Source organism: Aeromonas bestiarum (genome assembly GCF_028751155.1).
In the GTDB taxonomy this organism is placed as follows: Bacteria; Pseudomonadota; Gammaproteobacteria; order Enterobacterales; family Aeromonadaceae; genus Aeromonas; species Aeromonas bestiarum.
This window is the reverse complement of record NZ_CP064746.1, coordinates 2,091,182-2,113,113: the sequence shown is the minus strand read 5'-3', so window position 1 is coordinate 2,113,113 and position 21,932 is coordinate 2,091,182. Positions and strand designations below refer to the sequence as shown.

General features: G+C 62.6%; 17 protein-coding genes. 13 read left to right on the top strand and 4 right to left on the bottom strand.

The features are described 5' to 3' along the window. Positions 1 to 305 precede the first annotated feature (305 nt). The 5 genes from IU367_RS09815 to IU367_RS09795 all read left to right on the top strand — a co-directional run bounded on the left by IU367_RS09815 (position 306) and on the right by IU367_RS09795 (position 6,975). Positions 306 to 1,991: an aspartate:alanine antiporter gene (locus tag IU367_RS09815; protein ID WP_042869981.1), complete on the top strand. Its 1,686-nt coding sequence runs from the start codon at positions 306 to 308 to the stop codon at positions 1,989 to 1,991. Positions 1,992 to 2,207: 216 nt separating this feature from the next. Beyond that, entirely contained in the window at positions 2,208 to 3,728 is a 1,521-nt protein-coding gene (locus IU367_RS09810; RefSeq protein ID WP_274454186.1) for an MltF family protein, read from the top strand. A gap of 231 nt (positions 3,729 to 3,959) precedes the next feature. Further along, positions 3,960 to 4,925 (top strand): tripartite tricarboxylate transporter substrate binding protein, encoded by a 966-nt coding sequence (locus IU367_RS09805; protein ID WP_274454185.1) that lies wholly within the window; start codon positions 3,960 to 3,962, stop codon positions 4,923 to 4,925. Between the two features lie 46 nt (positions 4,926 to 4,971). Next, positions 4,972 to 5,433, top strand: a complete 462-nt coding sequence (locus IU367_RS09800) for a tripartite tricarboxylate transporter TctB family protein (RefSeq protein WP_146061774.1) — start codon at positions 4,972 to 4,974, stop codon at positions 5,431 to 5,433. Positions 5,434 to 5,442: 9 nt separating this feature from the next. Continuing rightward, on the top strand, positions 5,443 to 6,975 hold the full coding sequence (locus IU367_RS09795; RefSeq protein WP_274454183.1) for a tripartite tricarboxylate transporter permease: 1,533 nt from the start codon (positions 5,443 to 5,445) through the stop codon (positions 6,973 to 6,975). Between the two features lie 78 nt (positions 6,976 to 7,053). On the opposite strand, the gene IU367_RS09790 is transcribed toward IU367_RS09795, so the two are convergent. From IU367_RS09790 to IU367_RS09775, 4 genes are all read right to left on the bottom strand, one after another. After that, the gene (locus IU367_RS09790; RefSeq protein ID WP_274454182.1) at positions 7,054 to 7,719 is read right to left on the bottom strand and encodes a response regulator; all 666 of its coding nucleotides are present in this window, start codon (positions 7,717 to 7,719) and stop codon (positions 7,054 to 7,056) included. Beyond that, positions 7,720 to 9,303 (bottom strand): ATP-binding protein, encoded by a 1,584-nt coding sequence (locus tag IU367_RS09785; protein WP_274454180.1) that lies wholly within the window; start codon positions 9,301 to 9,303, stop codon positions 7,720 to 7,722. Next, a complete protein-coding gene (locus IU367_RS09780; RefSeq protein WP_113720451.1) occupies positions 9,300 to 10,511 on the bottom strand; it encodes an ROK family transcriptional regulator in 1,212 nt (403 codons plus the stop codon). Before IU367_RS09780 ends, IU367_RS09785 begins: the two co-directional genes overlap by 4 nt. 105 nt (positions 10,512 to 10,616) lie before the next feature. Further along, the gene (locus tag IU367_RS09775; protein WP_058394472.1) at positions 10,617 to 12,284 is read right to left on the bottom strand and encodes a methyl-accepting chemotaxis protein; all 1,668 of its coding nucleotides are present in this window, start codon (positions 12,282 to 12,284) and stop codon (positions 10,617 to 10,619) included. 130 nt (positions 12,285 to 12,414) lie between these two features. On the opposite strand from IU367_RS09775, the gene IU367_RS09770 reads away from it, so the two are divergent. The 8 genes from IU367_RS09770 (at position 12,415) to nrfD (ending at position 21,885) form a co-directional block, all read left to right on the top strand. Beyond that, positions 12,415 to 12,870 (top strand): YchJ family protein, encoded by a 456-nt coding sequence (locus IU367_RS09770; protein ID WP_274454178.1) that lies wholly within the window; start codon positions 12,415 to 12,417, stop codon positions 12,868 to 12,870. 210 nt (positions 12,871 to 13,080) lie between these two features. Next, on the top strand, positions 13,081 to 14,775 hold the full coding sequence (gene glpA / locus IU367_RS09765; RefSeq protein ID WP_274454177.1) for an anaerobic glycerol-3-phosphate dehydrogenase subunit A: 1,695 nt from the start codon (positions 13,081 to 13,083) through the stop codon (positions 14,773 to 14,775). Continuing rightward, entirely contained in the window at positions 14,772 to 16,049 is a 1,278-nt protein-coding gene (gene glpB, locus IU367_RS09760; RefSeq protein ID WP_274454176.1) for a glycerol-3-phosphate dehydrogenase subunit GlpB, read from the top strand. The genes glpA and glpB overlap by 4 nt, the downstream gene beginning before the upstream one ends. A gap of 103 nt (positions 16,050 to 16,152) precedes the next feature. After that, the gene (gene glpC / locus IU367_RS09755) at positions 16,153 to 17,355 is read left to right on the top strand and encodes an anaerobic glycerol-3-phosphate dehydrogenase subunit GlpC (protein ID WP_103470655.1); all 1,203 of its coding nucleotides are present in this window, start codon (positions 16,153 to 16,155) and stop codon (positions 17,353 to 17,355) included. Between the two features lie 685 nt (positions 17,356 to 18,040). Continuing rightward, positions 18,041 to 19,486: an ammonia-forming nitrite reductase cytochrome c552 subunit gene (nrfA, locus tag IU367_RS09750; protein ID WP_274454175.1), complete on the top strand. Its 1,446-nt coding sequence runs from the start codon at positions 18,041 to 18,043 to the stop codon at positions 19,484 to 19,486. A 51-nt stretch (positions 19,487 to 19,537) separates the two neighbouring features. After that, positions 19,538 to 20,152 (top strand): cytochrome c nitrite reductase pentaheme subunit, encoded by a 615-nt coding sequence (gene nrfB / locus IU367_RS09745; protein ID WP_274454174.1) that lies wholly within the window; start codon positions 19,538 to 19,540, stop codon positions 20,150 to 20,152. Beyond that, a complete protein-coding gene (locus tag IU367_RS09740) occupies positions 20,149 to 20,841 on the top strand; it encodes a 4Fe-4S dicluster domain-containing protein (RefSeq protein ID WP_274454173.1) in 693 nt (230 codons plus the stop codon). Before nrfB ends, IU367_RS09740 begins: the two co-directional genes overlap by 4 nt. Positions 20,842 to 20,931: 90 nt before the next feature. Then, positions 20,932 to 21,885 carry a cytochrome c nitrite reductase subunit NrfD gene (nrfD, locus tag IU367_RS09735; protein WP_274454172.1) on the top strand — a complete coding sequence of 318 codons (954 nt, stop codon included), beginning with the start codon at positions 20,932 to 20,934 and terminating at the stop codon, positions 21,883 to 21,885. Positions 21,886 to 21,932 lie beyond the last annotated feature (47 nt).

The following is a 21,932-nucleotide window of genomic DNA, read 5'->3' as shown; positions in this document are numbered from 1 at the left end:
TTTCCATTACGGTCCATCGCCCCCAGTCAGATATGCTGAAAAAGCGCGAAACCTGGCCGCCAAACAGCAGGGAATAAATTTTCAAGCTGGGTGCACGGGCCGAGATCACAGATAGCAGGAATCACTCATTGACAGCGGGGCAGACAGAGGGAAATAGAGGTTATTTTCCTGCCAGCCCCGAGGTTTCCCTCGACCATGGCGGCAGCGGAACGCTTTACTGCCGATTAATCCTCCTTTGACGCTTCTTTATTGGTGAGGGATCCGGCACAATATCGGCCCCACTTTTTTCCTCGGTTTTTCCGGGCATGACCATAGATTTCGTGACACTGCTACATCAAAGCGACTCCCTGCTGCTGTTCGTGGTACTGGCCTTCGGCCTGCTGCTGGGCAAAGTCAAACTCGGCAATTTCCAGATTGGCAACACCATAGGCGTGCTGTTTACCGCCCTGCTGTTCGGCCAGATGGGCTTCGAGTTCACCGCCACCACGGAGAACGTCGGCTTCATGCTGTTCATCTTCTGCGTGGGCATAGAGGCGGGACCGCACTTCTTCAGCGTCTTCCTGCGCGACGGCATCCACTACATCACCCTCACCCTGGTGATCCTGCTGACGGCGCTGCTGTTGACGGTGGGGCTGGCCAAGTTCTTCAACCTGGGACCAGGCATGGCCGCCGGCATATTGGCCGGTTCGCTGACCTCGACCCCAGCCTTGGTGGGGGCCCAGGATGCCCTGCGCAGCGGCCTGCTCAACCTGCCCCATGGCACCGACATGCAACCCGTGCTCGACAACATGGGGATCGGCTATGCCCTGACCTACCTGGTGGGTCTGGTGGGGCTGATGCTGGTGGTGCGCTACCTCCCCTCCCTGGCACGGCTGGACCTCAACACCGAGGCCCAGAAGATAGCCCGCGAGCGGGGGCTGTCCGACAGCGAGAGCCGCAAGACCTATCTACCCATCATCCGCGCCTACCGGGTCGGCCCGGAGCTCGCGGCCTGGATCGGGGGACGCACCCTGCGCGAGACCGGCATCTATCCCCACACCGGCTGCTATGTGGAGCGGATCCGCCGCAACGGCATACTGGCGAGCCCGGATGGCGACGCCGTCATCCAGGAGGGGGACGAGATCGCCCTGGTGGGTTATCCCGAGAGCCACGAGAAGCTCGACGTCAACTATCGCAACGGCAAGGAGGTGTTCGACCGCAACCTGCTTGACCTGCAGATAGTCACCGAAGAGATAGTGGTGAAGAACGATGCCGTGGTGGGCCGCCATCTGGTGGAGCTCAACCTCACCGAGAAGGGCTGCTTCCTCAACCGGGTGGTACGCTCCCAGATAGAGATGCCGTTCGATCGCAACATCATGCTGCAAAAGGGCGACGTGCTGCAGATCAGCGGCGAGAAGCAGCGGGTCAAGCTGCTGGCCAACAAGATAGGCTTCATCAGCATCCACAGCCAAACCACGGATCTGGTGGCCTTCACCACCTTCTTCGTGCTGGGCCTACTGATAGGCTCTGTCTCCCTGGTGTTCGGCCAGCTCGAATTTGGTTTGGGCAACGCCGTCGGCCTGCTGCTGGCGGGGATCCTGATGGGCTACCTGAGAGCCAACCACCCCACGGTCGGCTATGTGCCGCCGGGCGCCCTGCGTCTGGCCAAGGATCTGGGGCTCGCCGTCTTCATGGTGAGCACCGGCCTCAAGGCGGGCGGCGGCATTCTGGATCACCTGAGCCAGGTCGGTGCCGTGGTGCTCTTCTCCGGCATGCTGGTGACCACCTTGCCGGTGCTGGTGGGCTACCTGTTCGGGGTCTGGGTGCTGAAGATGAACCCGGCCCTGCTGCTGGGAGCCATCACGGGTGCTCGCACCTGTGCCCCAGCCATGGACGTGGTGAACGAGGCGGCCAACAGCTCCATCCCGGCGCTCGGCTATGCAGGCACCTATGCGGTGGCCAACGTCATGCTGACCCTGGCAGGCTCCTTCATCATCGGCTTCTGGTTCTAGCGCCGTATCGCACCGCAACAAGAAGGGAGCCATTATGGCTCCCTTCTTCATTTCACCCCCATCACCCGCACACAGCCTAGACCACTGCCTCCCCCTTCCTGACCCGGCCAATCCAATAGGGCCTATTGTGCTATCCGGCTCGTTTTAGCAAACCCAATGAGCTAAGTAGCACTTAGCCTGCCGCTTACACTCAATGAAACGAGTGAGGTACTCATCATGAAACGGTTATGGATCATCCTGAGCTGCTTGCTGTGCACCCTGGCCCCGGCCACGGCGGCGGAGCAGAAAGTGGCAGCCGACGAGGAGCCAGCCTCGCTGGCATTCAGCGCCGAAGAGCTGGCCACCCCCATGCTCGGCGACCTCGATGACATGCTGGCGCGGCGCACCCTGCGGGTGCTGACCACCTACAACAAGACCGGCTACTTCATCAACAAGGGGGTGCAAAGGGGCGTTACCTACGACGCCTTCATGCAATTGGAGAAACGGCTCAACGAACAGCTGCGCAAGGGAAAAAACCTCAAGCGCCACCTCAAGCTGCACATCGTCTTCATCCCGGTAGCCAGGGAGTCCCTGCTCAAGTCCCTTGTCGAGGGCAAGGGTGACATAGCCGCCGCCAACCTCACCATCACGGATCAGCGCAAGAAGCAGGGGGTTGAATTTACCGCGCCCCTGCTGGAAAACGTACGGGAGCTGCTGATCTCGGGGCCGGCCTCCCCCAAGGTGGAGAGCGCCGCCGATCTGGGGGGCCAGACCCTCTATGTGCGCCCCTCTTCGAGCTACTTCGAGAGCCTGATCGCCTACAACCTGGCGCGCAAGGCGGCGGGTGAACCCCTTATCGATATCCAGCCGGCCCCGGAGGCGCTGGAAGATGAGGATCTGGTGGAGATGGTCAACGCCGGCCTGCTGCCCTTCATCGTCATGGACGAGCACAAGGCCCGCTTCTGGCAGAAGATCTTCCCCGCCATCCGCATCCATGAAGACCCCGTGTTCCGGGAGGGAGGCATCATCGCCTGGGCGGTGCGCAAGGAGAGCCCCCAGCTGCTCGCCATGCTCAACGAGCAGATAGCCGCCCTGCGCGGCAAGGCGACGGGAGAGGCCATCCTGGCCCGTTATCTCAAGCAGAACAAGTTCGTCAAGAGCGCCGCCGCCGAGGCCGAGCGCAAGAAATTCCTGCAGGTGGTGGAGCTGTTTCGCCAGTATGGCGATCGCTATGATGTGGACTGGCTGCTGATGGCAGCCCAGGGTTATCAGGAGTCGGCGCTCAACCAGAAGGCGCGCAGCCACGTCGGTGCCATCGGCATCATGCAGATCATGCCCGCCACCGGCAAGGGGTTGAAGGTGGGCGATATCCGCCAGATCGAGCCCAACATCCACGGCGGCGCCAAATACATGCGCTGGATGATAGATCACTACTATGCGGACGAACCCATGACGGCCCTCGACAAGGCGCTGTTCTCGTTCGCCTCCTACAACGCCGGCCCCGCCCGGGTGGCGCGGCTGCGCACCGAGGCGAAGAAGCGGGGGCTGGATCCCAACGTCTGGTTCCACAACGTCGAGTACGTGGCGGCGGAGAAGATAGGCCCCGAAACCGTGACCTACGTGGGCAACATCTACAAATACTACATCGCCTACAAGCTGGTGATGGAGCAGTTGCAGCTCAAGCAGCAGGCAACCGAAGCCATCAAGCAGCAGGGAAGCCGCGACGACAAGGTGTCCGCCACGCCATCAAAGGGATGAGCCACACCCGGCATCCGCTGGGCTCACCACTTTCAGGCGGGGAGCCTAGCGCATTTTCACCCTGCGGCAGGGTTCGCACATGCCCGCCATCCGCCATGGCCAAGCCCCTCACACCGCCATGACCAGAATGAACACAATGACCACAACAGCCTTAATAGCCATTACGGCCAGATTGTTTTCCAGCCAGGCATGATTAATTAACCTTCTTGCAACAATCACAAGGAGTACACCATGTTGCAAGGAACCCTCAAACGCACGTTGCTCTGCTGCCTGCTGGGCGCCAGCCTCGGCGCCCAGGCCAAGATAGACGAAATCCACTTCCTCATTCCGGGCGGTGCCGGCGGCGGCTGGGACAACACGGCCCGTGGCACCGGCGAGGCGCTGACCAAGTCCGGCCTCATCACCACCGCCTCCTACCAGAACATCTCGGCCGGCGGCGGTGCCAAGGCCATCGCCCACCTGATCGAGACCTCGGCCCAGTCCGACAAGACGCTGATGGTCAACTCCACCCCCATCATCGTCAAATCCCTCTCCAAGGAGCTGCCCCAATCGTTCCGGGATCTCACCCCGGTCGCCGCCATCATCGCCGATTATCAGGTGCTGGCCGTGCCGCTGGACTCCCCCTACCAGAACTGGCCCCAGCTGCTGGCCGCCTATGAGGCCAACCCCGCCAAGGTGAAGATAGCCGGCGGCTCAGCCCGTGGCAGCCTGGATCACCTGGTGGCGGCCATGACCTTCAAGAATGCCGGGGCGGATGCCGGCAAGCTGCGTTACGTGGCCTATGACGCCGGCGGCAGCGCCATGGCGGCTGTGCTGTCAGGGGAAACCCAGGTGCTCTCCACCGGCTTTGGCGAGGCGATGGAGGCGGTCAAGTCCGGCCAGATGCGGATCCTCGGCATGACGGCCCCGACGCGCATGCCGGATGCCAGCGAGATCCCCACCTTCAGCGAGCAGGGCAACCCGACTGTCTTTGCCAACTGGCGCGGCTATTTTGCCTCCCCCGCCGTCAGCGCCGAAAAATCCGCCGAATTCGCCGCCCTGCTCAAGCAGATGTATGACAAGCCGGAGTGGGAAACGGTCCGGGCCCGCAACAGCTGGACCAATCTCTACCAGGCCGGTCCCGAGTTCACCGCCTTCCTCAACCAGCAGGAGCAGCAGATTGGCGGCCTGATGCGCGAGCTCGGCTTCATCAAGTGATCCCTCAACCTGTGGCGGGCCAGCCCCGCCCAACGGAGTCATCGTCATGCACCTGACCAAGGAGCGACTCGGGGGGCTGCTGTTTTTGCTGCTCTCCCTCGCCTACGGCTATCACGCCACCCAGATCCCCGGCTACCCCGGGGACGAATATGAACCCTTCACCGCCAGCACCCTGCCCTATGCCCTGGCCGGCGCCGGCGCCCTGCTCTCCCTGCTGCTGATCTGCTTTCCGGGCGGCGAGCGGCTGCAGCGGGAGAGCGGCAACTGGCGGCTGGTGTTTGCCCTGTTGCTGCTGATGCTGGCCTACGGCCTGGCCCTTGGCTGGCTCGGTTTTCTGGTCGCCACCACCCTGTTTCTCATCGGCGGGATCCGGCTGATGGGCGAGCAGAGCCTCACCTTCGCCTGCAAGGTGAGCCTGCCCTTCACCCTCATCTTCTGGGCCCTGCTCACCAAGGGGCTCAACGTCTACCTCGAGCCAGGCCGGCTGTTCACCCAGTTGCTGGGATAAGGAGAACCCATGTTAGACGGCATTTTGCAAGGACTGGGCACCGCCATGATGCCCATCAACATCTTCATGGTGATCGTCGGCTGTTTCGTCGGCACCTTCATCGGCATGCTGCCGGGCCTTGGGCCCGTCACCGCCATCGCCCTGATGATCCCCATCACCTACGGGCTGGACCCGGCCTCCGGCATCATTTTGATGGCCGGGGTCTATTACGGCTCCATGTTCGGTGGCTCCACCTCCTCCATCCTGATCAACACCCCGGGCTGCTCCGCCAGCATGATCACCGCCATCGACGGCTTTCCGCTGGCCTGCAAGGGGCAGGCGGGCAAGGCGCTGGCCATCGCCGCCTACGCCTCCTTCACCGGCGGCACTCTATCGGCCATCTTCCTGATGGTGGCGGCACCGCTGCTGGCCAAGGTCTCCCTCTCGTTCCAGTCGGCGGACTACTTCGCCTTGATGGTGCTGGGGCTCTCGGCGGTGGCGGCCTTTGCCGGCAAGGGCCAGGTGCTCAAGGCGCTGATCATGGCGCTGTTCGGCATCATGCTCTCCACCGTCGGCATCGATCGCAGCGTCGGGGTGGACAGGTTCACCTTCGGTCTGCCGGACTTGCGCGACGGCTTCTCCTTCCTGCTGCTGGCCATGGCCACCTTCGCCCTGGCGGAGATCCTGATGACGGTGCTGCGCCCGGGCAAGGACACCAGCAAGGAGGAGGCGCGCAAGATCCAGCAGCTCGGCTCCCTCAAGCTGAGCAGGGACGAGGTCAAAGAGATAGCGCCCCCCATCGCCCGCTCCTCGGTGATGGGTTTCCTCATCGGCGTGCTGCCGGGGGCCGGTGCCACCATCGCCTCCTTCATGGCCTATGGCGCCGAGCGCAACTTCGCCAGCAAGCGCAGGCAGGAGGAGTTCGGCAAGGGCAGCCTGACCGGCATCGCCGCGCCGGAAGCAGCCAACAATGCCGCCTCCAGCGGGGCCTTCGTGCCGCTGCTGACCCTGGGGATCCCGGGCTCGGGCACCACGGCGCTGATGCTGGGGGCCCTCATCGCCTACGGTATCCAGCCGGGCCCGCGCCTGTTCATGGAGCACCCGGACGTGTTCTGGTCGGTGATCATCTCCATGTACCTGGGCAACGTGGTGCTCTTGATCCTCAATCTGCCGCTCATCCCTTATCTTGCCAAGATCCTGCAGGTGCCGCGCCCCGTGCTCATCCCCATGGTACTGCTGTTTTCGCTGATCGGGGTCTATCTGGTCTCCTTCAACACCATGGACATCTATGTGATGGCGCTGGTGGCGCTGATCGCCATCGGCCTGCGCCTGCTGGACTTCCCCATGGCGCCCATGCTGCTCGGCTTCATTCTGGGGGGCATGCTGGAGGACAACCTGCGCCGGGCCCTGGTGATCAACGACGGCTCCCTAAGCTTCCTGTGGGAGCGCCCCATCACCCTCGCCTTTACCCTGATCACCCTGGTGATGCTGCTGTTGCCGGTGTGGCAGTGGTGGCAGGCGCGCCGCGCACCGGCCGCCCAGCTGCAATCCGATCCGAGCTGAGTTGGCGGATCTCACACAGCAAAAGAGCGCCGACAGGCGCTCTTTTTATGGACAAGACGAGATGGGGGATTATTCCATTCAGGGCTGGCGATAACGCCGCTCCGGCCGGCCCACGGTGCCGTACTCCAGCTCCGGGCTCGCCAGTTGCTGGCCCACCAGAAACTCCAGATAGCGGCGCGCCGTGGTGCGGCTCACCCCGACCCGGTTGCCTATCTCCTCGGCGCTGGCTCCCTGCGATCCCAGCGCCGCCAGCACCCGCTGCAGGGTGAGCCCATCGATCCCCTTGGGCAAGCCGCCCGCCGCCACCTGCTGCAACGGCGTCCCCAGCAGGGCGTCCACCGCCTGCTGATCGATGTCGGCCAGCGCCGCCAGGGCGGCGCGGTTCTGGCAATATTTGTCGAGGGTGTCGCGCAGCCGCTCGAACACCACGGGCTTGAGGATGAAATCCACCACCCCGAGCCGCATCGCCTCCTGCAGGGCACTGGCCTCCCGCGCCGCGGTGAGCAGTATCACATCCAGGCCGGCCCCGGCCTGGCGCAATTCACGCAAGAGGGAAAACCCTTCGCCATCCGGCAGCCACACATCCAGCAGCACCAGATCGGGTTTGAGGATCTCTATCTGTTCTCTGGCATCGAACAGGGTGAGCGCCACCCCCAGCACCTCGAAGCCCACCAGCCGCTGCACGAAGCGGCGGTGGATCTCGGCAATGGCCGGGTCATCCTCGACCATCAGGATCTTGATCACTCACACCTCCTTGGGAATGTAACAGACGACGCAACTCCCCTGCGCCGTGGCTTCTATGGTGATCTGCCCCTGCAGGGCATCCAGGGTCTTGCGCACCAGCGCGAGGCCGATGCCGTGATCCGGCTCCGCCTTGCTGCTGACGCCCCGTTCGAACAGGCGATCCGCCAGCGCGGGATCGATCCCCCCCGCCCCGTCTTCCACCTCCAGGATCAGAACCTGGCCGAGATCGCTCAGCGCCACCCGCACCGGCTGGTAAGGGGCACCGTGGCGACGGGTCGCCTCGAAGGCATTGTCGATGAGATTGCCCAGCACTGTCACCAGCTGGGAACCGCTGACGCGAAGGGGGATGTCGTGCAGATGAGCGTCGGCGTCGACCACCAGTACCAGCCCCAGCTCGTGGGCCCTGTGATACTTGCCAAGCAGCAGGCCCGCCACCTTGGGCTTGGCGATGGCCCCCATCAGGAAGCTGAGCAGGGTCTGCTCGGTGGCGGCCTCCCGTCCGATGAAGGCGAGCGCCTCCTGGGTGGCACCGAGTTCGATCAGGCCGGCTATGGTGCCGAGCTGGTTGTTGTGTTCGTGGGTCTGTACCCGCAGCAGGTCGCTGTAAGCCTGCACCTGGGAGAGCTGGGCGCTGAGCTCCGCCAGCTCGTCCTTGCGGCGAAAGCTCGACACGGCGCCGATCAGCTTGCCGTCCCGCACCAGCGGCAGCCGGTTGACGATGAGCTGCTGGCCGTTGAGCACTATCTCCTCATCAAACTGGGGACGGGGATCCTGAATGAGGGAGAGCATGCGGCTCTCCGGCAGCAAGCGGGTGACGGGCTGACCTATGGCCGCCCTCGCCACCTGCTCGTCAAGACGCAGCAGGCGGATACCGTTGGGGTTGAGAGAGGTGAGCCGCCCCTGTTCATCTATGGTGAGGATCCCCTCACGCACGGTGCGCAGGGTGCAATCCAGCTCCGCATAGAGGCGGCCGATCTGCTCAGGCTCGAACCCCAGCAGGGCGCGCTTGTAGCGCCGTGCCAGCCAGGCCGCCGCACCGCTGTTGAGCAAGACGATGAGCAGAGTCATCGCAAGGCCAAAACGCAGGAAACCCTGCAGATCCGCATCTATGTCGCGCACCAGATAACCGACCGACACCACGCCAATCACCTGTCCCATTTCGTTGCGGATCGGCCCCTTGCCGCGCACCGAGACCCCGAGCGATCCCTGGGCACGGGAAATATAGGCTTCTCCTTGCAGGGCACGCCTGGGATCGTCCCCCACCATGGGCTGGCCGATGCGATCCGCATTGGGGTGCACCAGCCGCCGCGCTTCGCTGTCACCGATGACGATGTAACTGGCGCCGACCTCGGCGCGGATCCGCTCCACCAGCAGGTTGAGCCTGGCGGTATCGTCGCGCTTCACCCCGGCGATGACACCGGGTTCACGGGCCACCAGCCGCGCCACGTCGAGGGCCTGATCCCCCACCTCGCGGTAGCGTTGCTCGGAGACGTAGTAGTAGCTGGCCCCGCTCAGCAACACCAGTTGCAGCAGACTGACCAGACAGAGCATGAGCAGGAAGCGTCCTTGCAACCCGAGTCTCATGCCTCCTTGTCACCTCGCAACAGGTCGAGCAGCAGGCTGCCGTCGCGCAGGGCCTTGTGCACCTGCACCGAGGTGGGCTTGGTGGGATCTTCGTAGAAATGGGTGGATTCGATCTGCAGCCGCACCAGGTATTCGGCCGGCAACTGGCTGGCCAGGGACTGGTGCAGCATGGGGAACAGCAGCCGATCGGCGCGGGTTATTTCCCCCCCCAGCAGCAGCTTGCCCGGATTGAGCAGACAGATGAGGTTGGAGAGCACCCGGGAGAGACGACCAGCCGCCTGATGGAGAATGTCCTGACACAGGCTGTTGCCCGCCAACGCCAGCTCGCACAACTCGCGGATGGTGACACTCTCCGGCAAATCATACTCCTGCATGCGCTCGCGCAGATCCCGGTATTGCGCCTCCAGCGCCTGATTGGTCACCAGGGTGCAGGCACAGCCAAAGCCGCCGCAGTAGCAGCGCTGGCCGTAGGGTTCGAGCTGCAGGTGGCTGAGATCGCCGAGCAGGGCCGACTCGCTCTCGATGAGCTGACCGTTGACCACCATGCCGACACCTATGTCGTTGTGCACGAACACCAGCACAGCATCGGCACAATTTTTGGCGGCGCCCCACTCGCGCTCGGCCTGGATCCAGGTGCGCACGTCGCCACTGACCAGCACGGGCACCTCGAACGCCTGTTGCAGGGTCGGACCAAGTGGCCAGTTGCGCAGATCATAGAAGGGGAAGTGTTTCACCATGCCGGAGTGACGCTCCACCTGCCCGGGCAGACAGAGGGCGATACAGGCAAGGCGCAACGCCTTCTTTGGCAGGAAACCCTCAATGGCTCGCACCAGACTGGCCAGCAGATCGGCGCGTTCCACTTCGCTGAAAGTATGACGATGACGGGCGAGAGAGCGACCGGCCAAATCGAACAGGGCCATGTCCACATAGCCACGGCCCAGACGCATGGAGAGAAACTGGAAGCGGCGTTCGTTGATGCGCAGCAGGGTCTGACGGCGACCACGTCCCACCGAGCTTTCACCACAGGTCACCACCAGACCGCCATCAAGCAGTTCACGGGTGATCTTGGTGATGCTGGCCGGAGAGAGGCCGGTCAAACGGGACAGATCGGTACGGGACAGCTCCTTGTGCTCCTCCAGGCTGGCGTAGACCAGGCCATAGTTGAGCTGACGGATCAAATCGATACTGCCTTTCACGATCTCATTCATAGGGTACGGGTTAACGAAAGGAACGGATGGCGGCAATTTTCCCACATTCTCCGCCGATCCCCAAATTTGCCGTCTGGAAATGACGTCCAGACGGCAAAAATGCGATCAATAACGGAATTGGGAGACAAGTTTACGCAATTTGTCACCCGTGCTGGCCAGGTCGCGGGTGGTGCTGTTGGACTCCACAGCCGCATCGGTCAGCTCGCTGACGATCTGCTGTATGGCCACCAGGTTCTTGTTGATCTCCTCCGACACCGCATGCTGCTCCTCGGCGGCGGTGGCAATCTGGATATTCATGTCGTTGATGGTGCTGACCGCCATCACCATGCTGTCGAGAGAGGTGGCGATATGGCTTGCCTCCTGTACCGTCTCCTGGCTGCGCTCCTCGCTGGCCTGCATCACGTCTACCGCCTGTTTGACGCCACTTTGCAGCCGTTGAAGCATCTCGTTGATCTCCTTGGTGCTCTGCTGGGTTCGGCCCGCCAGGGAGCGCACCTCGTCCGCAACAACTGCAAAGCCGCGCCCCTGCTCACCGGCCCGTGCCGCTTCGATGGCGGCGTTGAGCGCCAGCAGATTGGTCTGCTCTGCAATGCCGCGAATGACCTCCACCACAGAGCCAATCTTGCCGGTTTCATGGGCCAGCTGCTCGATGACCCCGGAGGCGGTATGCACCTCCCCCACCAGCCGGTTGATGCTGTTGATGGCGGTGCCCACCACACCACGGGCAGCGTCGGACTCCCGTGCCGCATCGCTGGTGGCAGTCGCCGCGTTGGAGGCACTGGCCGCCACTTCCTGCGCGGTGGAGCTCATCTCGGTCACGGCAGTGACCACCTGATCCGTCTCTCTGCTGTGGCCCTGCATCTGATGATCATAGTGTTCGCTCAAACTGTGCAACTTCTCCACGGCACTGAACAGATGATTGCTGGTTTCCCCCACCTGGCTCACCACCGACTGGATCCGCTCGACGAAGCGGTTGAACGCCGTGGCCAGCTGGCCAATTTCATCATTGCTCTGCACCTTGAGGCGCTGGGTCAAATCCCCCTCACCGTCTGCGATGTCATTAAGTGCCTGAACTGCATCTGCCAGCGGTCGGGTAACCCGGTTGCCTATCACCACTGTCGCCACCAGGGTGATGCCCAGTATCACCAGAATGAGCAATACACTGCTCTGCAGGGAGTCGTGCATGTTGTTCTCGCGCTCGGTGCGCAGCGCCGCCAGCTCGTTGTCGATGTCGTCGATATAAAAGCCGGTACCGATAATCCACTCATATTTGTCGAGCACCAGGTTGAAGGAGAGCTTGGGCGCATCCCGCCCGATAGAAGGCTTGGCGGTCCAGTATTCCGAGAAACCATCTCCCTGACGGGCGGCTTTGACGATCTCCTGGATCAGCAGCTTGCCCTTGGCATCCTTGTCCTGCCAACGGTTCTTGCCCTCCATCTCGGGACGGGTCGGCAACAAGACGGTATTGCCCTGAAAGTCGTAAACGAAGAAATAGCCATCGCTGCTGTAGCGCAACGGCCGCAATATTTCGGCTACCTGCTTGCGCACTTCCGGGGTATCTGGCTGGTTGTAGACAGTGTCGACAGCCGTCTTGGCGAGCATCAGATAGCTGCTGAGCAGCGCCTTGCGCTCCTTGATCGCATTCTCCCGCGCAACGATCAGATCGGCTTCGAGATCGCTCTTGGAGATCATGTAATTGCTGAGGTTGACTACCAGAGCCATCAGGAGCACGGGGACGGCTCCCAACAACAGAATTTTCTGTTTTAGCGTCATTTTTCACATCCTTGCTGCTGTTTTTATTGGTGTTCCGTTCCTACCTGACCAGTATAGGACGCTGGTCGACGGGGACCCGCTTTCGCTACAATCCCCGCACCTTTATCTATCGACCCTGATGGGCTGACACATGAACAAATGTCCTTGCGGTTCCACTCTTTCTCTCGAACTGTGCTGTGGATCACTGCACCAGGGGGCCGAGGCCCGCACACCGGAGCAGCTGATGCGCTCCCGTTACAGTGCCTTCGTGCTGGGGCTGGGCGACTATCTGGTACACAGCTGGCACCCTGATCATCTGGGTGGGTTGACGGCAGATCAACTCTCCCAGACCGACACCCGCTGGGACGGGTTGGATATCCTCGCCGCTCAGGGTGGTCCGCTGGACGACACCGGCATGGTGGAATTCAAGGCCTGGTTCCGGGAGGGAGATGAACGCCACTGCCTGCATGAGCGTTCCCGCTTCGTGCGCCATCAGGGGCGCTGGGTCTATGCCAATGGCGAGCAGGATCCGGCACCGCTGCAGGCAGGGCGCAACGACCCCTGCCCCTGTGGCAGCGGCACAAAGTTCAAGAAGTGCTGCGGTTAAAGGCTCGACCATCCAGCTTTTGGGGCGCTCGGCGCCCTTTTTCTTTGTTCGCCGGTGACGCCTGCGGCTGTCTCTTGTGACTCCCGTCACATAATGCTCATATCCTTGTCATTTATGCGCGTTTACGAACATTAATTTGGCCCATATCAAACATTTTTGGCTAGAGAGGCGCCACACTGGCGTCATCTGGAAGAGATGAGACGGGCAAGAATGAAAAGAATAACCACACAAGTCGTCATCATAGGGGGTGGCGCCACCGGAGCCGGCATCATGCGCGATTGCGCACTGCGCGGCATCGACTGCATCCTGCTGGAGCGCGATGACATCGCCGCCGGCACCACGGGCCGCAACCACGGCCTGCTCCACTCGGGCGCCCGCTATGCGGTGACGGATCCGGAGTCCGCCCGCGAGTGCATTCAGGAGAACCGCATCCTCAAGCGGATCGCCAGCCACTGCGTCGAGGACACGGGCGGCCTCTTCGTCACCCTGCCGGAAGATGACATCAATTTTCAAAGCACCTTCATGGACGCCTGCGCCCTGGCGGGTATCGACGCCCGCCAGCTGGATCCGGCCGATGCGCTGCGCCTCGAGCCCAACGTCAACCCGGCGCTGATCGGTGCCATTCAAGTGCCGGACGGCACTGTCGATCCCTTCCGCCTCGCCGCCGCCAACGTGCTGGATGCGAAAGAACATGGCGCGCGCATCTTCACCCACAGCAAGGTGCTGGGGCTGCTGCGCAATCAGGACAGGGTCCATGGCGTCAAGGCCATCAACACCCGCACCGGCGAGGCGTTCGAGGTGGAGTGTCAGGAGGTGATCAATGCCGCCGGGATCTGGGGCCAGCAGATCTGCGAGTACGCCGATCTCGGCATCCGCATGTTCCCGGCCAAGGGCTCGTTGCTCATCATGGATTACCGCATCAACCAGATGGTGCTCAACCGCGCTCGCAAACCGGCGGACGCGGACATTCTGGTGCCGGGCGATACCATCTCCCTCATAGGCACCACCTCGAGCCGCATCGACTACCACAAGATTGACCAGCTCACCGTGGATCCGGACGAAGTGGAGGTGCTGCTGCGTGAGGGGATCAAGCTCGCACCCATCATGGCGCGCACCCGTCTGCTGCGCGCCTACGCCGGGGTTCGACCCCTGGTGGCGGTGGATGGCGACGAAACCGGCCGCAACATCAGCCGCGGTATAGTCCTGCTCGATCACAGCGATCGTGACGGCCTGCAGGGCTTCAACACCATCACAGGCGGCAAGCTGATGACCTATCGGCTGATGGCCGAGTGGGCCACCGACCTCATTGCCAAGAAGATAGGCAACACCAAACCGTGCCGCACCGCCGAACTCAGCTTGCCAGGATCGCGGGATCCGGAGAAGGTCTCCGCCCCCGGTCTGTCGGCCCCGGCAGAAGGCTCGGCCCAGTATCGCCACGGCGAGCGGGTCATCGCCTTCTTTCGTGACAACCCCAAAGCCAACGCCCTCATCTGCGAATGCGAGATGGTGACGGCTGGCGAAATCGAGTACGCCCTGCGCGAACTGGACGTGGACAACCTGGTGGATCTGCGCCGCCGCACCCGTCTGGGCATGGGTCCCTGTCAGGGTGAGCTCTGCGCCTACCGGGCCGCCGGCCTGATGCAGGAGTACGGCAAGGCCGATGGCCGCCAGGCCTGCGTCATGCTGCGCCAGTTCCTGGAGGAGCGCTACAAGGGCACCCGTCCCGTGCTGTGGGGCGATGCCCTGCGCGAGGCGGAGTTTACCTACTGGATCTACGAAGGGCTGTTTGGTCTGGGAGAGTGGACGGCGCCCCACCTGGTGGCCGAGCCCCCCTTTCCCCTCGACCCCGTCACCAGGACAGAAGACCACAGCCAGGCCCCATTGACTCAAGGAGTGCAGTCATGAAATTTGACAGTATCGTGATAGGTGGCGGCATGGCGGGCCTCTCGGCGGCACTGCGCCTCGCCGAAGCGGGTCAGAAGACGCTGCTGATGGCCTCGGGCCAGAGCGCCTTGCACTTCTCCTCCGGCTCGGTCGATCTGCTGGAGAGCGAGGGCGATCCCCGCGCCGCCCTGCCCGCCTTCATGGCCGAGCACCCGGATCACCCCTACAGCAAGGTGGGCCTGACCAACATAGAGGCGAGCCTCGCCGATCTGCAGCGCCACTGCCACGAGCAGGGGCTGCCCCTGTTTCGCCAGGAGACCAACCACCAGCGGCTAACCCCCATAGGCACCCTGAAATCCACCTGGCTATCGCCCCATACCTGCGCCTGCCAGACAGATGCGCCCGCCCCCGATGCCATCCTGCTGGCTACCCTGGAAGGGTTTCGCGACTTTCACCCGGCGCTCGCGGCTGCCAACCTGGCGACCCATCCGCGCTTCGCCCACTGCCGCATCATGACGGGTGAAATTCGCCTGCCCCAGCTCGCCGAATTCAGCCGCAATCCCCACGAGTTTCGCTCCGCCGACATAGCCCGCCTGTTTGACAAGCAAAAGGGCGAACAGCCCGATCTGCTGGCCGATCTGGCCCGCGAGATCTGCCGCATGGTGCACGAGAGCAGCGATCCCGGTTGCCGTCATGTGGTGTTGCCCGCCTGCCTGTCGCTGGGGCTGGTCGGCCCCCGTCTGGCGGAGCTGGAAAAACGCACCGGCTGCACCATCAAGGAGGTGGCCACCATGCCGCCCTCACTCATCGGCATGCGGATGCAGGAGGCGCTCAAGCGCCGCTTCCTGGCCCTTGGCGGCACCTTCCTCACCAGCGAACGGGTGCTGGGCGCCCGCTATGAGGGGGACAGAGTGATAGGCGTGCACAGCCAGAACGGCGACGATCAGCTGTTCGAGGCGGACCACTTCGTGCTCGCCTCCGGCAGCTTCTTCAGCCGCGGCCTCGAATCCCGACTGCGCGGCATTCGCGAACCCATCTTCAACGCCGACGTGCTGAGCCTGGAGGAGCGCGATGCCTGGGCCGGTCGCCGCCTGTTCGACCACCACCCCTTCATGGGCTTCGGGGTCAAGACGGACGACAAGCTGCGGGTGATGCGCGGCGGCAAACCGCTCGCCAACCTCTATGGGGCGGGCAGTGTGCTGGCCCATTACGACCCGATCAAAGAGGGCTCAGGCTCAGGTGTTGCGGTTGCCACCGGCTGGCAAGCCGCCGGCCATATTCTGGCAGGGGTGTGAGATGCCCACCCTGCATTTCCTGACTGCGGGCAGCCCGCTGCCCGCTCGACAATCCCATTGCCGCGTCCCTTGCGCTTTCAATCCGGCCCGGGAGGAGTAAATCATGCTACTGGATCACGCCAACCAAACCTTCGATCAGTGCATCAAATGCACCGTCTGCACCGCCTACTGCCCGGTGGCCAAGGCCAATCCCGCCTACCCGGGCCCGAAACAGGCCGGCCCAGATGGGGAGCGGCTGCGCATCAAGAGCCCCGAGCTGTTCGACAGCGCCCTCAAGTACTGCACCAACTGCAAGCGCTGCGAAGTGGCCTGCCCGAGCGGGGTGCGCATCGGCGACATCATCGCCAAGGCCAAGCACAAATACAGCGACTTCAAGCCCGGGATCCGCGAATTCGTGCTCTCCCATACCGACCTCATGGGCGGCATGTCCACCCTGATGGCGCCCGTGGTCAACTTCACCACGGGGCTCAAGCCGATGAAGCTGGTGCTGGACAAGGCGCTGGGGGTCTCCTCCCACCGCGACCTGCCCAAGTATTCGCAAGGCACCTTCCGCGGCTGGTACAAGAAGCAGAAAGCCAGCCAGGCCCGCTTTGAACGTCAGATAGCCTATTTCCACGGCTGTTACGTCAACTACAACCACCCGCAGCTCGGCAAGGAGCTGATGCAGGTGCTCAACGCCATGAACATAGGCATGCAACTGCTGGAGCGGGAGAAGTGCTGCGGCGTGCCGCTGATTGCCAACGGCTTCATGGACAAGGCCAAACAGCAGGCGGCCTTCAACATCAAGCAGCTGGAGAACACCCTGCTTGGCAACGAGATGCCGCTCCTGGCCACCTCCTCCACCTGCGGCTTCACCCTGCGGGACGAATACCCCCACCTGCTGGAGCAGGACAACCACAAGGTGCGCGATCGCATCTCGCTGGTAACCCGCTTCCTGTGGAACGAGTTCTACCGAGGTAACAAGCCGGCCATGAAGCCGCTCAATCTGCACATCGCCTACCACACCCCCTGCCACATGGAGAAGATGGGCGGCGTCATCTACACCCTCGAATTGCTGCGCGCTATTCCCGGGGTCAAGGTGACGGTACTGGAGTCCCAGTGCTGCGGCATCGCCGGCACCTACGGCTTCAAGTCGGAGAACTACGAGACCAGCCAGGCCATAGGCGAAGGGCTGTTTGATCAGATAAACCGCCTCAAGCCTGATCTGGTCATTACGGACTGCGAGACCTGCAAGTGGCAGATAGAAATGAGTACGCCGTTCCGCTGTGAACACCCCATCCACCTGCTGGCACAGGCGCTGGCATAAGAGACCACAGTGGGGGGATGCAACACTCAGCTGGCTATCGAGACGAGCCGCTGTGAACACCCCATCCACCTGCTGGCAAAAGCGCTGGTCTGATAACGCCATCACCCACAAATAAATAAAGAGAGCCGGCAATCGCCGGCTCTCTTTATTCCCCGTACCCATCGAGGGGCTGGGTGATCAGCGCGGATCACCCAGCATGGAAACGGGTGATGACAAGGGCGCTCAACATGATTGAATCCGCTGGTTCAGCCCTTGTTTTGCCTCTCTTTGACGCCATCAGATTGAGTATTTATGCAAATTTACTTTTATATCCCGAAATAGATAGACCACCCCCTACCCCGCAGCACATTCCATGCAGGACAAGGCTTGCCGACCCCACTCACCGGCAAATGACAATAGTGTCGGTTAGCTGTGGCCCAATAAGTTGAGTTTCCTCATAATTTAACCGGGATCTCATTTCCGGCACTTGCCTCCCCCGGCAATTGATCTAGCGCAAACCCCGCCTCGATAAATCATCATTCATTTTACCCATTTGGTAATATCCAGTCCGAGCAATCGCATAATTACATGGGTTTTATTCACTAATAACAATTAATCGGCCTGCCTGCTCCTGCCTAGTGCGGGGGCTGATGCCCACATCCAGGATGGAACGGTCAGGTCTGGCAATGAGATCGATTTGGGAGTGATGATCGTGAGTTCACACAACAGACAGACCAGACTGGGCCTTGCCGCCCTGCTGCTTACCACCTGCCTTGGCGCCAGCGGCTGGGCACAGGCGGCCGACGAGGCACAGCCCAAGGGCAAGATAGAGGCGCGCAGCGAGCTGTTCGCCAAGGATCACGCCGATCAGTTCAGCAGCTGGAAAGGCACCAGCGAGAGCAAGGAGCGCACCGACGCCCTGGCGGACGATCCCCAGATGGTGGTGCTCTGGGCCGGCTACCCCTTCTCCAAGGATTACAACAAGCCGCGCGGCCACTTCTACGCCCTGACCGACGTGCGGGAAACCCTGCGCACCGGCGCCCCCAAGACCGCCGAGGATGGCCCCCTGCCCATGGCCTGCTGGAGCTGCAAGGGCCCGGACGTGGCCCGCGTCATCAATGAAAAAGGCGAGGATGGCTACTTCAAGGGCATGTGGGCAAAAGGCGGACCCGAGATAGTCAACACCATAGGCTGCGCCGACTGCCACGACACCGCCTCGAAAGAGTTCAAGGAAGGGAAACCTGCCCTGCACCTCTCCCGTCCCTATGCCGACCGCGCCATGACCGCCATTGGCAAGCCGTTCAAGGAGCAGGGGCGTTTCGATCAGCAGTCCCAGGTGTGCGGCCAGTGCCACGTGGAGTACTACTTCAGCGGCCCCACCAAGGCGGTGAAATTCCCCTGGGACAAGGGCACCACGGTTGAGCAGATGGAAGAGTACTACGACGAGATCGGTTTCGCCGACTGGACGCATGCCCTCTCCAAGACCCCCATGCTCAAAGCCCAGCACCCCGAGTACGAGACCTGGCGCGCCGGCATTCACGGCCAGAACAATGTCGCCTGCGTCGACTGCCACATGCCCAAGGTGCAGAACGAACAGGGCAAGGTCTACACCGATCACAAGGTAGGCAACCCCTTCGATCGCTTCGACCAGACCTGCCGCAACTGCCACACCCAGAGCAAAGAGATGCTGCAAGGGGTGGTCAAGCAGCGCAAGGATGCCGTCACCGAGATCAAGCTCAAAGTCGAGAAGCAGCTGGTGCACGCCCACTTTGAAGCCAAGGCCGCCTGGGATGCCGGCGCCACCGAGGCCGAAATGAAGGACATTCTGCAGGACATCCGTCACGCCCAATGGCGCTGGGACTTCTCCATCGCCTCCCACGGGGTGCAGATGCACGCCCCAGAAGTGGCGCTGCGCATGCTGGGGACCGCCCTGGACAAGGCCGCCGATGCCCGCACCAAGCTGGCACGCCTGCTGGCCGCCAAGGGGATCAGCCACGAGATCGCCATTCCTGACATCTCCAGCAAGGAGAAGGCCCAGGCCGCTCTTGGCATGGACATGAAGCAGATGAACAGCGACAAGGCCCAGTTCCTCAAGACCACAGTCCCCGCCTGGGATGCCGAGGCCAAAGCGGCCGGACGGCTCGCACAATGACGAGGCATGCGGGCCCGCAGTGTCGGGCCCGCAGCCGGATGGAGGCTTCCTATGGGTGATTTAACGATGGATTTCTTACGACTGATGCTGATGGCAGCCATGCTGCTGACCAGCCTGCAGGGCCAGGCCGCCGATGCGGCCAATGCGCCTGCGGCCCTCCCCACCACACCTGTCTCTGCCACACATGAGGTGGATTTTTTGCGCAATCCCGATGCCGCCTGTACCGACTGCCACAAGGAGCAGGCATACGGCATGCACGGCAAGCACGGTCAGGCGACCAACCCCAACAACCTGGCGCCGGTCACCTGCACCAACTGCCATGGTCAGCCCTCCCCCCAACACAGGGAAGGGGTCAAGGATGTGATGCGCTTTAGCGACAGCTTCAAGGACAAACAGAGTACCGAGAGCTACCCCATCGCCGAGCAGAACGGGGTCTGCATGAGCTGTCACGAGCCCAAACCGCTGCGCGAGGCGCTCTGGGCCCACGACGTGCACGCCACCAAGCTCACCTGCACCAGCTGCCACCAGCTGCACCCGGCCAAAGAGCCCATGGTGGCGATCCCGGAGAAGTCCCGCATCAAGCTCTGCGTCGACTGCCACAGCAAGCAGCATGAGGCCGTCAAGGCGGCCAAGGCGAACACCACCTCGGGCAAGGAGGCACAATGAGCTGCTCTCGCCGTCACTTCATGGCGGGGATGAGCGCGGGGGCCCTCATCATGATGACGGGGGCTGCTCGTGCCAACACCCGCTCCCTTGCCACCACCCTCGCCCACAGCCAGACCATCGACGGGGTCCGCTACGGCATGATCCACGACGAGACGGCCTGCATCGGCTGTACCGCCTGCGTGGATGCCTGCCGGGAGGTGAATCAGGTGCCAGAGGGGGTCTCGCGGCTCGAGATCATCCGCTCCGGTCCCATCGGCACCTTCCCTGATGCCGAGTACCACTTCTTTCGCAAGTCCTGCCAGCACTGCGACAATGCACCCTGCGTCCACGTCTGCCCGACCGGCGCCTCCCATATCCGCAAGGAGGATGGCATAGTCGACGTGGACCCGGACTTGTGCGTCGGCTGCATGTACTGTCTGGCCGCCTGTCCCTATCAGGTGCGCTTTATCAACCCTGTGACCAAGGTTGCCGACAAGTGCGATTTTTGCCGCAAGACCAACCTGGCGGCGGGCAAGGAGCCGGCGTGCGTGGCCTCCTGCCCCACCAAGGCGCTGGTGTTCGGTAATCTGGATGATCCCGACAGCCCCATCGCCAAACGGCTGGTGAAGGAGACCACCTATCGCTACAAGCAGGCGCTCGGCACCTCGCCCAAGATGTACCGCGTGCCCAAAGGGGAGATAAAGTCATGACGATGCAAGCGGCGTTTCACTTCCCCTCGCTGGTGTGGGGATTTGCCCCATCACCATCTACCCCGGCCGTAACAGATGGAGGGAATGACCATGTGGCATGACGCATTTCACTTCCCTTCCCTTGTCTGGGACTGGCCCATCGCCATCTATCTGTTCCTGCTCGGCATCTCGGCCGGTGCCACCAGCCTCTCGGTGCTGCTGCGCCGCAAGGGAGCCGGCAGCGAGAGCGGCATCATCAAGGCGACTGCGATTCTGGCGCCGGTGAGCGTGGTTCTGGGGTTACTGATCCTTATCTTCCACCTGGCCCGCCCCTGGACTTTCTGGAAGCTGATGTTCCACTACCAGTTCGACTCAGTGATGTCGATGGGGGTCATGCTGTTCCAGGTCTACATGGCGGTGCTGTTTGCCTGGCTGGCGGTGGTATTTCGCACCGAGATCGAGACCCTTCGCAGCCGGTTGCTGAAAGAGAAGTTCGCCTTTGTGGATGGGCTGATCGCCCTGCTGGCACGCTTCGAGCAGCTGCTGGCACCGCTGCTGCTGCTGCTCGCCGTGCTGCTGGGGGCCTACACCGGCTTTCTGCTCTCGGCGCTCAAGACCTATCCGCTGTTGAACAACCCTGTGCTGCCAGTACTGTTTCTGGTCTCCGGCATCAGCTCCGGCATCGCCTCCACCATCTTGCTGGCGGTCACCCTGTTCAAGGAGAACTATCACAGCCAGGGGGTGAGCTTCGTGCATCGCTTCGAGCGGCCGGTGCTGGCGGTGGAGGTGCTGCTGCTGGTCTGCTTCTTTACCGGTCTCTACTTCGGGGGCGGCCAGAAGGAGGTGGCGATGTGGGCCGCCATCGGCAGCGGCTTCTGGGCCCAGGTGTTCTGGCTCGGGGTGGTGGGCATCGGCATGCTGCTGCCCCAGCTGGTCGGCCTGTTGGCCCCGGCGCCCCTGCGGGCAAAGAGCGGCTATCTGGTGCTGGTCTGCAGCCTGACCCTGGTGGGGATACTGCTGCTGCGCTACTTCGTGCTCTATGCCGGCCAAATGACGGTGGTATAAGAAACAGGTCACAAGCGCCAGCCGCCCTCGGGCGACTGGCGTTTGTT

Excerpts from the sequence above, each read along its gene's own strand:
- glpB (WP_274454176.1), top strand. The coding sequence starts at position 14,772 with ATGAAATTTGACAGTATCGTGATAGGTGGCGGCATGGCGGGCCTCTCG.
- IU367_RS09815 (WP_042869981.1), top strand. The coding sequence starts at position 306 with ATGACCATAGATTTCGTGACACTGCTACATCAAAGCGACTCCCTGCTG.
- IU367_RS09810 (WP_274454186.1), top strand. The coding sequence starts at position 2,208 with ATGAAACGGTTATGGATCATCCTGAGCTGCTTGCTGTGCACCCTGGCC.
- IU367_RS09795 (WP_274454183.1), top strand. The coding sequence starts at position 5,443 with ATGTTAGACGGCATTTTGCAAGGACTGGGCACCGCCATGATGCCCATC.
- IU367_RS09770 (WP_274454178.1), top strand. The coding sequence starts at position 12,415 with ATGAACAAATGTCCTTGCGGTTCCACTCTTTCTCTCGAACTGTGCTGT.
- IU367_RS09740 (WP_274454173.1), top strand. The coding sequence starts at position 20,149 with ATGAGCTGCTCTCGCCGTCACTTCATGGCGGGGATGAGCGCGGGGGCC.
- glpC (WP_103470655.1), top strand. The coding sequence starts at position 16,153 with ATGCTACTGGATCACGCCAACCAAACCTTCGATCAGTGCATCAAATGC.
- IU367_RS09785 (WP_274454180.1), bottom strand. The coding sequence starts at position 9,303 with ATGAGACTCGGGTTGCAAGGACGCTTCCTGCTCATGCTCTGTCTGGTC.
- glpA (WP_274454177.1), top strand. The coding sequence starts at position 13,081 with ATGAAAAGAATAACCACACAAGTCGTCATCATAGGGGGTGGCGCCACC.
- IU367_RS09800 (WP_146061774.1), top strand. The coding sequence starts at position 4,972 with ATGCACCTGACCAAGGAGCGACTCGGGGGGCTGCTGTTTTTGCTGCTC.
- IU367_RS09805 (WP_274454185.1), top strand. The coding sequence starts at position 3,960 with ATGTTGCAAGGAACCCTCAAACGCACGTTGCTCTGCTGCCTGCTGGGC.
- nrfD (WP_274454172.1), top strand. The coding sequence starts at position 20,932 with ATGTGGCATGACGCATTTCACTTCCCTTCCCTTGTCTGGGACTGGCCC.
- IU367_RS09775 (WP_058394472.1), bottom strand. The coding sequence starts at position 12,284 with ATGACGCTAAAACAGAAAATTCTGTTGTTGGGAGCCGTCCCCGTGCTC.
- nrfA (WP_274454175.1), top strand. The coding sequence starts at position 18,041 with ATGATCGTGAGTTCACACAACAGACAGACCAGACTGGGCCTTGCCGCC.
- nrfB (WP_274454174.1), top strand. The coding sequence starts at position 19,538 with ATGGGTGATTTAACGATGGATTTCTTACGACTGATGCTGATGGCAGCC.
- IU367_RS09780 (WP_113720451.1), bottom strand. The coding sequence starts at position 10,511 with ATGAATGAGATCGTGAAAGGCAGTATCGATTTGATCCGTCAGCTCAAC.